The organism is Sorangium sp. So ce362 (assembly GCF_051519845.1).
In the GTDB taxonomy this organism is placed as follows: Bacteria; Myxococcota_A; Polyangia; order Polyangiales; family Polyangiaceae; genus Sorangium.
Genome location: NZ_CP150332.1, coordinates 3,228,393 through 3,240,415 on the forward strand (window position 1 = coordinate 3,228,393; position 12,023 = coordinate 3,240,415).

Annotated in this window: 7 protein-coding genes; all 7 read right to left on the bottom strand. The window is 75.0% G+C overall.

Going from position 1 to position 12,023, the window contains the following annotated elements:
• Nucleotides 1–6: 6 nt before the first annotated feature.
• The 7 genes from WMF17_RS12810 to WMF17_RS12840 all read right to left on the bottom strand — a co-directional run bounded on the left by WMF17_RS12810 (nucleotide 7) and on the right by WMF17_RS12840 (nucleotide 11,627).
• Entirely contained in the window at nucleotides 7–2,877 is a 2,871-nt protein-coding gene (locus WMF17_RS12810) for a hypothetical protein (protein ID WP_437649644.1), read from the bottom strand.
• 78 nt (nucleotides 2,878–2,955) lie between these two features.
• Nucleotides 2,956–3,507, bottom strand: coding sequence for an outer membrane beta-barrel protein (locus WMF17_RS12815; RefSeq protein ID WP_437649646.1), 552 nt, complete (start codon nucleotides 3,505–3,507; stop codon nucleotides 2,956–2,958).
• Between the two features lie 125 nt (nucleotides 3,508–3,632).
• Nucleotides 3,633–4,331: a hypothetical protein gene (locus tag WMF17_RS12820; protein ID WP_437649648.1), complete on the bottom strand. Its 699-nt coding sequence runs from the start codon at nucleotides 4,329–4,331 to the stop codon at nucleotides 3,633–3,635.
• 167 nt (nucleotides 4,332–4,498) lie between these two features.
• Entirely contained in the window at nucleotides 4,499–6,757 is a 2,259-nt protein-coding gene (locus WMF17_RS12825) for a hypothetical protein (protein WP_437649649.1), read from the bottom strand.
• An 84-nt stretch (nucleotides 6,758–6,841) separates the two neighbouring features.
• Nucleotides 6,842–7,699 carry a lipoyl(octanoyl) transferase LipB gene (lipB, locus tag WMF17_RS12830; protein ID WP_437649651.1) on the bottom strand — a complete coding sequence of 286 codons (858 nt, stop codon included), beginning with the start codon at nucleotides 7,697–7,699 and terminating at the stop codon, nucleotides 6,842–6,844.
• Between the two features lie 2 nt (nucleotides 7,700–7,701).
• Nucleotides 7,702–9,189, bottom strand: coding sequence for an HD domain-containing phosphohydrolase (locus WMF17_RS12835; RefSeq protein WP_437649653.1), 1,488 nt, complete (start codon nucleotides 9,187–9,189; stop codon nucleotides 7,702–7,704).
• A gap of 230 nt (nucleotides 9,190–9,419) precedes the next feature.
• Nucleotides 9,420–11,627, bottom strand: a complete 2,208-nt coding sequence (locus tag WMF17_RS12840; protein ID WP_437602334.1) for a pseudouridine synthase — start codon at nucleotides 11,625–11,627, stop codon at nucleotides 9,420–9,422.
• Nucleotides 11,628–12,023: the final 396 nt, after the last annotated feature.

Consider the following 12,023-nt stretch of genomic DNA (forward strand, 5'->3'; position numbering starts at 1 on the left):
GCTGGCTCAGTCGGGCTCGCCCGGGAGCCTGAGGCGGCCGAGGGCCGCTTCCGCCGCCGCGAGCTGCGCCGCGAGCTTCCGCAGCAGCTCGGCCTCGTCGCCCTGGAGCGAGATGTTCGGGACGAGCGCGTTCAGGGCGCGGCGGTTGTACGCGAGCCCGAGCGGCGAGCCCTTCTCCAGGTTCATCGCCATCGACTCGGCCAGCAACGAGAGCGCCTCCCGGTGCAGCCCCTTCGCCGAGAGCACCTCGGCCAGCGCGGCCGTCGAGCGGGCAAGGCCGATGAGATCGCCGAGCGCCTCCTCCGCCTCGATCGCGGCGGTCAGGCGCTGCGTCGCGCGATCGAGGCGGCCCTTGCGGAGCTCCAGACGGCCGATCGTCTCCCACACCCGGGCGAGCTCCCGGCCATCCCCGAGCTGCTTGTAGGTGCGCTCCGCGGCGAGCGCGTGGTCGATCCCCAGCGAGAGGGCGTCGGACTCGCGCCCGGGCCGGGGGGGGACGTGGAGCGGGATCCGCGCGAAGAGGTGGTCCGTCTCGGCCAGCTCGACGCGCGCCACCGGATCGACCCGGGCCCGATCCTCGAAGACGCGGCGCGACTCGGTGAGAAGGTGCGCCGCCCGGACGGGATCGCCCATGCGCACGTAGACCGCCGCCTGATCGTTGAGCAGCCGGGCCGAGCCGAGGGCGTCCCCGGCGTCGAGCAGCAGGCGGCTCGCGGTCGTGAGCTCCTCCAGCGCGCGCTCGAGCGAGCGCATGTCGCCGATGTCGTAACAGACGCTCGCGGTGAGCGCGGCGACCTCGGCGTGCAGCTCCGGCGGGTCGCCCTGCGCGAGGAGCGCCCGCGCGGCGTCGAGCACCTCGAGCGCGCCCGCGAGCGTGAAGTCCGGGTCAGGGCCGGCCGCCTGCCATTGCACCCGGGCGAGGCCCGCGAGCGCGCCGACACGGAGCCGCCGGCGCGCGGGGGTGGCCGGCATGCCGTCGAGCAGCGCGAGCGCCTTCCGCCCGTAGCTCAGCGCCTGGGCATACGCGCCCATGGCGGCCGCCTCCGCCGCGGCCCCGCGGTAGCGCCGCGCCGCTTCCTCGAGATCGCCGGCCTCGGTGAGGTGGGCTGCCGCGCGCGCGCCGTGGGAGCGGCGTCCGGCGCCGTGCTCCGACGCGCCCGCGGCGCTCGCGGCCTCGGCGCGGTCGGGCTCGGGCGGGGCCGGGTGCACGGACACGCCGAGCGGCGCGGCGGCGCGCAGGGATTCGGCCGCGGCGCGCGCGGGGTCGACGCGCGCGCTGGCCGCGGCGTCGGGCGCCGCAGGCCACGGGAAGGACGAGCGGGATCCGCCGGGGGGCGGTCGCTCGGACAGCGCGGCGGGGACGCGCAGCGAAGCCCCACGGACCGAGAGGATCGGCTCGTCCCCCTGGCCGCCGGCGCTGCCGGGCGCGAGATCGCGGGGCACCCGCACCGGCCCCGGGATGGGCGCGTCCAGCGAGTCGGGCGGGGCGTCGAAACGGACGGACTCGGGCGGCTCGGAGCGGCGGCGGCTCTCCGGGCTGCGCGGGAACAGCTCGGCGTAGGGCCACGGCGGGTTGCCCGGTCCGGCGGGCGCGATCGGCGTGGCCCTCTCCTGGCCGACGCGCGGGTAAGCGCGGCGCGCGCTGTTCATGTGCGCGCCGCCGGCATGGGCGGCGGCAGGCGGCGGCCTGAGCGTCTCCGCCGCCGGCTGTACCCCGCCGCGCGCTCCCAGGGATCCGGCGTCGGCGCCCTTCTCCCGCTCGTCGGCGGCCGCCGCGCCGCCGCTCTCGAGAACTTGCACGGCGGCGGCGGTGGGCGCGCCCGGCGATGCGGCCGCCGGCGATGCGGCCGCCGGCGGGGGCATCGTGCCGCTCGTGCGCGGCGTCGCGATGGCGGGTGTCGACGTGGACGGCGCAGACGACGCGCCGGCAGGCCCCGCGGCAGGGCTCTTCTGGGGGTCGGGCGCGACGGCGCCCGCCGCCGCGCGCGGGTCGTACGCCGCCGGAGCGCCCGGCGCGATCGGCTCCTCGCTGAGGAGGGACGCGAGCCGCCGGTGCCACAGCCGCGCGAGCGATGGGAGGATCGACCCGCGGAGCGCCTCGACGATCGTCTGCGGCAGGTGGAAGCGCCCCTCGCCGCGATCCTCGAGCGGAACGCCCGCGTCCGCGGCGCGCTGCAGCGCCTCGAGCACGTCGACCGCATCGACGCGGAGGAGCGCCGCGACGAGCTCGCCCTCGAACCCCGAGCCGACGATCGCGCCGGCCCGGAGCACCCGGAGCACCTCGCCGGGCAGCTCGCGCAGCGTGAGCTGCGGCGGCGGCGGGGGCGCGGTCACGCTCGTCAGCGTTGTCGTGGCGTCGGGCGGCCGGAGGATCGCGTCGGCGCCGGAGCCGGCGCGCACGGCGCTGAGCAGCTCGCCGGCGGGGCCGGCGGGCGCACGCAGGCGGAAGGACAGGACGAGCGCGACCCGGAGCGCGTCGGGGCGCGACACGACCCGCCGCAGCACGTCGAGCGTGGCGTGGTCGGCGAGCTCCACGGCGTCGAAGACGATGGCCCACCTGCGATCGGTGTGCTGCGCGAGGCGGTTGGCGGCCTCGGTGAACTCGACGTCCACCCTCCGCTCATGCACGTCGCCGAGGAGCCGGCGCCGCAGCCCGGAGACGACGCGGCTGCGCGCCTGATCGAGCAGCGGCGGCGCCCCGCCGACGAGCCGCTCGACCTGGGTCCGCACCTCGTGCAGCGGCCCCAGCGTCACCTCCGGCACATCGCAGCGCACGCGCAGGACGCGCAGCCCGAGCTGGGGCGGAGGCTCCCCGGGGACGATGTCGAGCAAGGCCGTGTGCCGGCCCTCAGAAACACGCTGCCAAAGCTGTTCCACGCTCCGCTCCTTCCGTCTGGCTCGCCCGGAGGTCTCGCACGACTGCGCCCGATCTCTCCGAAGGACGTCACGCGCGAGCTAGTAGCCCCAGAGAAACTCCGCGCGGGCGAACGCCGTGAAATAGCTCCCTGGACCGTCGCCTGCGCCCGGGAGGAGCAGCGTGTACTTGCCGGCGAAGCCTGCGGCGAACTGGCGGTTGAAGGCGTAGTCGATGCCGAACGGGATGGAGACCCCGAACTGCCCTCGGTGGCAGCTCGGCTGGCCATGCGAGCCGCAGGGCGCGAGGCGCACGCTGTCGTACGCGCCGGTCATGAGGCCGATGTAAGGGACCCACTGCAGGATGTCGATGACGTACGCGGCGCCGGCCGATGCGCCGAGGAACATGAGATCGCCCCCCGGGTGGGACGCGGTGTCGAGCTCGGCCATCACGTTGAACGCGTCGGTGAGCCCATAGGCGACGTGCAGGCCGCCGCCGAGCCCGGGGTACGTTCCGCCGTCCGCGAGGAGCGCGTACCCGATGCTGGCGCCGGCGTGCCATTGCCGTTCAAAGGCGTCGGCCTGCGAGGGGGCGAGGAGCGCGACGAGCGCGAGCGCGGTGGCGGTCAGCGGGGCGGCAGGGGAGCATCTCATGGTCGGTGGCGGCGAGCAGCCCGGAGCGCCCCCGCGCCGAACCAGGGAGCGAAGGCGATGGAGGCGCGCGCCGGGCGCTCGATGGGCGCGCGGCGCGAGGCTAGCATGCGCGCCGCGGGACATCCTCAGCGGAGCTGCTCGCGGCGGCGGGGAGCGCGGGACGCGCCCGCTTCCTCTTCATCGAACTCCTCCGCGAAGACCCTCGCCGCGGGGTCGGCCGCGCCGCGGCCCGGATCGATGCGGAGCGAGGGCTGCGGGAAGCGGACGCCGGCCGCCCCCGTGATCCCGGAGAAGGTGTAGAGGAGCTCGCCGTGCTCGCCGAGCTCGACGCCCACGTCGTCGGGGCGCTCCTTGGCGAGCTCGGTGAGCAGGGTGTCCGCCTCCGACGCCGGCAGGTCGAGCACGACGCCGACCTCCTGCGCGGTGAGCGGGCGGCGGCGGTGCGACGCGAGCGAGAAAATCGCCTGGATCTGCGCGTCCCGCGAGGCCTTCACCCCGGACCGGGAGAGCTTCCGCCCGCTGATCAGGAGAAGCACGCCGAGCGTCAGGGCGACGAACCCGATCGGCAGGCCGATCGCGAGGCCGGCGATCGAGCCCGGGAACAGCGCGGCCGCGCCCAGCCCGAGGAGAAGCGCCAGCCCGATCCCCCCGATGAGGACCAGCCAGCCGAGCGCGCCCGCGACAGCTCCGCCGACCCTGGACGGCTTCCCCGCCAGGCTGACCGACTTGCCCGCAAACGGCAGGCGCTCCCGGCCGCACGCGGTGCAATACGCAGCGAGCCCGCGGTGAATGACCGGCGCGTTCTTTCCGCAATGAGGACACATGAGGACTCTCCCCGCGAGCAATTCTTCGCGAGCCAGGCTGTAGCGTAGGAACCGAGCGCCACCACCGCCAGCGGGTCGATGACGTGCTCTCCAGGTTTTTCAAGGCATGCCACGGAACGCTCTGGCGGTGGAGTCCGTCCCGGGGCGAGGTGCTCTGCGCGCAGGTCTCAGAGGCCGAGGTAGCGCGCGATCTCGGCGCGGGCCGGGTCGGAGGCCACGGCGCGCAGGGCTTCGTACCGGCGTTGCCATGCGGCCGCGCTGTCCTCGTCGCCGCGCCATCGCGCCGCCTCGGCCCGGGCGAAGGCGGTGTGCCGGAGCGAGAAGCGGGGAGCGTCGAGCGCGAGGAAGGCGTCGAGCCACACCTCGGCGTCCCCTTCACCGTCGCCGAGCAGCTGCGCCGAGAGCGCGGCGTACGGGACGAGCGCGGGCGGCGCGTCGCCGCGGCGGCGGAGGGCGGCGTAGCGGAGCGCGCGGCGCGTGGGCGGCGGCGCGTCGCGCGCGGCGCTCCAGGCGGCGAGCGCGCGCGAGAACGCCGGCTGGCCGGCGCGCGCCCAGGGGGCGTCGGGGCGCGCGAAGCCGACCCACGGCCAGGCGGCGGAGAGGTCCGCCGGCAGCAGCGCGGGCGGGCTGCCCTGCCGGAGCGGCTCGCCGCTCCCGGGGAGGGCGAGGGCGAGCCGGGTCCACCGCGCGCGAGCGTCGAGCAGCGCGAGCCCGGCGAGCCCCGAGGGCGCATCGCCGGGGCGCGCCGCGCGCGCGGCGGCGGCCGCCTCATCCGCGAGCACGGCCGCGCGCGCGGCCTCGATCCGGCGCCCGAGCGAGGCGAGGAGCTCGGCGCGCTGCAGGAGCACGGCCGCGTGGAGGGCCGGCGGCGCCGCGGCGAGGTCGACGCGCTCGATCCGGTCGAGCGCGCGATCGCGATCGCCGGCGAGGGTCCAGACGCTCGATCGAGCGAGCGCGCGCGCCGCCTCCGGCGCGAGCTCCGGGGCGAGCGCGCCGAGGCGATCCAGCGCGTCGATCGCCCGGGGCGCGTCGCCCTCGAGGGCGAGCTCACGGGCGGCCTGCAGCGCGAGGGCTCCCGCGGCGGCGCGCAGGGCGTCGCCATCGGCCGGCGATAGCTGAGGGTCGGCGGCCAGCTCGGCGGCGCGCGCCGCCGCGCGCGCGCGCAGCGACCCGGCGATCGCGGGCCGCGCGAGCCCCCGCTCCGGGAGCCAGTCGAGCGCGCGCAGCGAGCCCGCGCGCAGCGCCAGCGCAGCGCCGGTCGCGCCGCGTGCCGGGGCGGCCACGGCGCCTCCGACGGCGACGTCGGCCTCCTCGGTCTCGTCCGACTCCGGCCGCGCGAGCGCGGCGGCTTCGCTCGCGTCGAGCGTTCCGCCCTCCGCCAGCACGACGGCGAGCAGGTCGCCGCGGGCGTCCGGATCGAGCGCGGCGGCGGCGACGAGCAGATCCCGGATCGCGCGCACGGCGTGCGGCTTGGCCTCGGCGGCGTCCTCGCGGGCGGCGGCGAGGCGGGCGCGCTGCGCGAGCCGCGCCTCCACGGCGTCGGCCAGGCCGGCCTCGGGGTCTTCCGGCATCGGCGGGGGCTCGACGCCGGCCCGGGCAGCGCAGGCGACCAGGACGGCGCGGACCTCGCCCCAGTTGCGCACCATGCCCGCGTGGCGCTTCGATGCCCGGTCGTCCTGGGTCAGCGTCAGGAGCTCGACGCCACGCTTGGCTTCTGCTCCCGTGCCGAGGCAGAGGATCGCGGCGACCGTCGTGCGCAGATCCTCGTCGCGGGGGTCCATCCCCGCGTAGCGTGTCGCGATCGCGAGCGCGCGCTGCAGGTCGCCCTCGGTGAGCGCCGCGCGGAGGGTGTGCACGCGCACGTGCCAGTCGGCCCAGCGATCCGGCTGCTCCAGGAGCGTGCGGCGATCGCCGAGGCGCGCCGCCTCGCGCGCGAGGCTCGGCGCGCCGCCCGCGGGCCCCAGCTCGTCGAACGTGATGCGCCTGGAGCCGGCGGCGACCGCGGCCTCCGCCGTCGCCACGGCCGCGGTCGCGCCGGCGAGCGCCGCGCGATCCGGCCGGCCGACGGCGGCGTCGATGTACCCGGCGACCGCGGTGCGCACGCCGAGCTCCTCGGCCAGCGTGCTCGCCGTCCGGTAAGTCCACGGCAGCCGCGACGGCAGCGGGAACCAGCGGATCTCGGGCCGGCAGTCGGGCAACGCGGGGCCGCGCGGCGCCTCGATCGACGCGAGGCACGCCGCGGCGCTGCGCCTGCCGGCGAAGACCAGCGCGACGGGGGCGAGCAGCGCGAACACGAGCAGCGCCACGGCCGCCGTGGCGAGCACCAGGGCGAGGGGCCGCCGCCAGCGCGGCCGCGCGGCCGAGGCGCCGCGGTGCACAAGGGAGCCGTGGCTTTCACGGGGCCGTATCGTGGGCTGCGCGCGCACGGGACGGCTTTAGCCCACGGCGCGGCCGAGCGACACTGCCTCGGCGGCGCGGCCCATCGCGCGGCGTCGTCCGCCGGCCGCTCGCTATCGAGCGCCCCGGCCCTCGCCGGCCACGGCCTCCGGGGCGATCAGCGCGCCGGCGAGATCGGCGAGATCGGCGACCGCCGACAGATCCTCCACGCGGGCGACGTCGAGATCGAGCCCGCGGGCGAGCTGCGGGGCGCTGGCGAGGGCGACCTCGGCGACGGTGAGCTTCCGTCCGGTGAGCTGGTGGAGCGATGTCACCCCGTGATCGCGGATGCCGCAGGGCACGATCAGTTCGAACGCCGCGAGGTCGACCGTGATGTTGAACGCGAAGCCGTGCATCGTGAGCCAGCGCGACAGGCGCACGCCGATCGCGCCGAGCTTGGCGATCTCGCGCGCCCACTCGGCGCCGCCCCACTCCTCCGGGGCCGCGCGATCGACCCAGACGCCGATCATCCCGTCGACCACGCCGCCCTCGACGTGGTGCTCGCGCGCGAGCAGGATCATCACCTCCGCGAGCGCCCGCACGTACCTGCGCACGTCGCACCGGTCCGGCCGCAGATCGAGCAGCGGGTAGCACACGAGCTGGCCGGGGCCGTGGTAAGTGACGTCGCCCCCGCGGCCCGTCGCGACGAGGTCGATGTCGCGCTCGTTCAGCGCGCCGGAGTCGAGCAGCACGTTCTCCGGGTTCGCCCGCGGGCCGAGCGTGATGACGGGCTCGTGCTCCAGGAGGAGGATCGTGTCGCCGAGCCGCCCCTGCGCGCGCGCCTCGACGAGCTGCTTCTGAAGATCGTGGATCGGGGCGTAGCGGCGCCGGCCGATCCACACGGCGCGCGCGCTCCGCGGCTTCGGCGCTCCGAGCGGGGCGCCCTGGTCCCTCGCGGGCTGCAGGAGATCGCGGAGCGGGTTGGTCGGCATGGCTACTCGGGGACCTTCTCGCCGCGCGCCCGCCGCTCGTCGCGGTACGCCTCGATGTGCGTCGTGAAGCTGGCCGCGACCTCGGGGTCGAACTGCGAGCCCGAGCACCGCTCGATCTCGGCCACCGCGACCTCGTGCGGGAGCGCGCGGCGGTACGAGCGATCGCTCGTCATCGCGTCGTACGTGTCGGCCACGGAGATGATGCGCGCGATGATGGGGATCTCGTTGCCACGCATCCGGAGCGGGTAGCCGCGCCCATCCCAGCGCTCGTGGTGCAGGTGCACGCCGGGGATGAGCGGGTGCAGGAACTTGATCGGCTCGAGGATGTCGCGCCCGTAGACGGGGTGCCGCTTGAACACCTCGTACTCGTCGTTCGTGAGCTTGCCCGGCTTGTTCAGGTTGAGCACGCACCCGATCTTGCCGATGTCGTGCATGAGCGCGCTCTGCCGGACGATCTCGATCTCGATCGGGCCGAGGCCGAGCCGCTGCGCCAGCATCACCGCGTAGACGGCGACCCGATCCGAGTGGCCCGCGGTGTAGCGGTCCATCTTGTCGATGGCCTTGGCGAGGCCCTCGATCGTCTGCTGGAACGTCGCCTGGAGGTCCTGGTAGAGGCGCGCGTTCTCGATCGCCGCCGCGGCGCGCGATCCGATGATGCTGAGCAGCTTGCGCTGCCCCTCGTCGAAGCGCTTCGTCCGGGTGAACGACGCGACGGCGACGAAGCCCATGACCCGCTTCTGGATGCGGAGCGGCACGGCGACCAGCGACTGGAGCGGCAGCGCCGGCTCCGCCGCGAAGAACCTGAGCCCCTTCATGCCCTGCTCGAGGAGCAGCGCCTCGGGACGAAAGTGATCGAGCACGAGCGCCGGGTCGAGCCGGCCGAGGTCGGCCCCCGTCGGGACCGACGGGCCGCGGAGGTGCTGCCGCTCGAAGAAGCTGCCCTCGCCGTCGTCGAGCCACGTCGAGATGAGATCGCCGCGCACCTCGTGGAGACAGCTGTCCGCGACGGTCTCGAGCACCTGGTCGAGCGAGAGGCTCGCCGCGATGGCCTCGCTCACCTTGTAGAGCGACACCGCCTCGCGCAGCCGGATGTTCTCCGCGGCCATCCGCTGCTTCTCGATGCCGCGCTGGACCACGTGCACCACCTCGTCCAGCTTGAACGGCTTGAGCACGTAGTCGTAGGCGCCGCGCTTCATGGCGTCGATCGCGGTCTCGACGGTGCCGAAGCCCGTCATGATGACCGTGAGCGCGTTCGGCGCCGTCTTGCCGATCTCGTCCAGCAGCGCGATGCCGCCCATCCGCGGCATCTTGAGGTCGCTGATCACGAGGTCGTAATGACCCTTCGTGAGCTCGCTCAGGGCGCTGGTGCCGTCCTCTGCAGTGCGAACGTAGTAGCCCTCCATGCCGAGGAAGTCGGCCAGCATGTCGCGGATCACCTTCTCGTCGTCCACGACGAGGATGCGAGGGCGGTCTTCTGGAAACGTGGACATGCGGCCGGCAAGCCTACCAGATCCGCTCGCAGCCCATCGCTCCAAGGTGGGCGGGTCGGGCACACAGGCGGACCCACGCCCTTTGAGATCCAACGGACCTGCGGCGCCCAGGTACGGTGGATGGCGCTGCGGGGAAGGGGGCGGCCGCCGCGAGCGAGGTGGTCGCCGCCGCGCCACGGGCCGCGGCGGCCGGCCGGTCGGTCTCCTGCCCGCGCGCGGCGCGGGGCCGCTCAGTCCTCGTCGCCGGTCGAGACGATGGGGTGCCGGATGGTCCGCGGCGACTCGTCCAGATCCGGGACGCGGATCGAGATGGGCCCGGGGCTGCGGATGGAGGGAGGCGGCGCGGACTCGGCGTCCTCGGTGCGCAGCGGGATCATCCTGCTGCTCGGAGCGGGCTCGTCCGTGGCGGTCGTCAGCACGGCGACCGCCCGCTGCTCGCCGAGGGCGTGCTTCTGCTCGAGGAAGCGGAGGACCGACGGCCCGGTCGAGCGCTCGAGCGCCGAGCGCAGATCGCCGGGCAGCGTCGACTCGATGATCATCTTCACCCCGGTGCGGGGGTGCTCGATCTCGATGCGCACGAGGTGCACGAACGAGCGATCGAGCCCGTGCTTCTCCTCGAAGTAGCGGTTCGTGGGCACGTGGCCGTAGCGCTCGTCGCCGAGGATCGGGTGGCCGATCGCGGCGAGGTGCCGCCGGATCTGGTGCGTGCGCCCGCCGTCCGGGATGACGCGGAGGATCGAGTGGCCCGAGGCGACCGCGAGGCGGCGGTAGCGCGTGCGCGCCGTGTACGTGCGTGTCCCCTCGCGGAGATCGCGGGTGATCGCGCCCTTGCCCGGCGTGACGCCCTTGGCCGCGGCCAGGTAGATGAGGCGCCCCGTCTTCGTGAGCGCCTCGCCCCAGCGCGCGGCCGCCTCCTCGTTGCGCGCCAGCATGACCAGGCCGCTCGTGCCCGGATCCAGCGCGTGCACGATGACGGGCGTCGTTGTGTTGCCGGGGATGCGGGCGCAGCGGGCGAGCAGCGAGCCGAGGTACTCGGGCTGCGTGGCCACCGGCTCGTGCGGGCCCTTCTCGACGACCAGCACGTCGTCGTCGTCGTAGATGACCTTCGGCGCCGGAGGGGGCGTCCTGCGGAGGGCGGCGATCGTCTCGATCTCCTCCGTGAGCGGGATCATGTCGAGCGGGGTGAGCTCCGTCGACGAGTACCCGAGGCGGCAGAAGTGATCGAGGTCGCGCGCGAGCGTGTCGGGATCGCACGAGACGTAGACGAGCAGCGGCGCGCCGAGGCGCGCGATCGCCTCGCGCGCCGTCGGGGAGACGCCGCGGCGCGGCGGGTTCACCACGATGCCGTCGAACTTCTCCGTGCTGTTGACGAGGGAGCTCACGATCTCCGAGACGTCGCCGGTGCGCACCTCGATGCGCTGGCTCAGCCCCTGCGCCTCCGCCGCGGCGCGCGCGTTCGCCGCCGCGGGCGCGAACGACTCGACCATCAGGACCCGGTTGCCGCCTTGCGCCAGGGCGAGCGAGATCGCGCCCGAGCCGCCGTACAGATCGAGGACGCGCGGGGGCTCCTTGCGCCGGGAGGCCGGGCCCATCGGCGCCTCGCCCTCGATCACGGGCCCGTCGTTCTCGAGCGACGCGATCTCGCGGAGCAGGAGGGCGTGCACGCGCGCGGCCTGCGCGCGGTGCGCCTGCACGAACGAGCCGAACGCGGCGATGTGGTAGGTCTGCCCGATCCGGTCCTCCGCGTGCGAGACGCCATCGAGCACGATCGTCTCGGGCCCGAGGATCTGCGGCGCCTCCGCGTCGTGGAAGTTCGCCGCGATGCCGATGACGCGGGGGAGCATCTGGCGGATGGCGCGGCCGGCCTCCCGCAGCTCGTCGCGCGTGCACGCGCGCTCGCGCTGGAGGACGAACGTGATCAGCACGAACGCCGGGTTGTCCTCGGTCGCCCCCATCTCCGCGAAGAGCGGCGTCCCGGGCGCGAGGTGGACCTCGCGCAGATCGAGCGCGCGGAGCACGCCGCCCCTCGCCGGATCGTACGGCAGGAGCAGCGGCCGGACCTCCGGCGGTGGGGACGCGATCAGCTCGCGGAGCCGCGAGGTCACCGCGGCGAGGGCCGGGGCGAGGACCCTGCAGCCAGGGATGTCGACGACCTCGTGATGCCCCGTGCGGCCGTACAGCCCGATCGCGCCGGAGGGGGCGACGATGAGCTTCGCTCGACCGCGATAGCCGGTGATCGGATCGGCCGGGATGACCGGGCTCGTCTGGAGCAGCTGGAGCGACGGGTAGTGCGCGGCGGCGGACACGACCCGCGCGCGCTTCGTGCTGAGCTGCTCTGCGTAATCACCCGCGATGAGCGGACAGCCCGCGCACTCGACCGAGTGCCCGCACTCGATCAGGGTGTTCGGGATCTCGCCTGCCTTCAATGTACGCCGCACGGGTCCGGACAAAACGCCGCCGCCCGATCCCTCTGCGCTGGTGCTCTCGCCCAGCCCGTGCGGTTCTTCGATACCTGCGCCGGAAGCCATTCCGGGGGAGCTTACAGGGGCTCTCGGCCAGCGTCGAAGGTGTAAAGAGGAGTCCGTCGAGCTTTTCGTCTGCAGCGCTTCGGCGTTCCGGGCACGCCTCCGGGGGACGCTCGGGATCCCGGCAAAGCACCGTGTCTCCCCCGGCGGCCCGCGCGATCGCCCGGACGGCGGGCCGTCCAGGCCGCGCTCGCTCCGTCGGGGCGGCCATCTGGGGATGCAGGCGCCAATGTGGGAGGCGCCTCGCGCTGCTCCGTACCTCGAGCCGCCGCGCCGTTCGCGACATCCGTGGTCGCAGCGTCGCAGCGG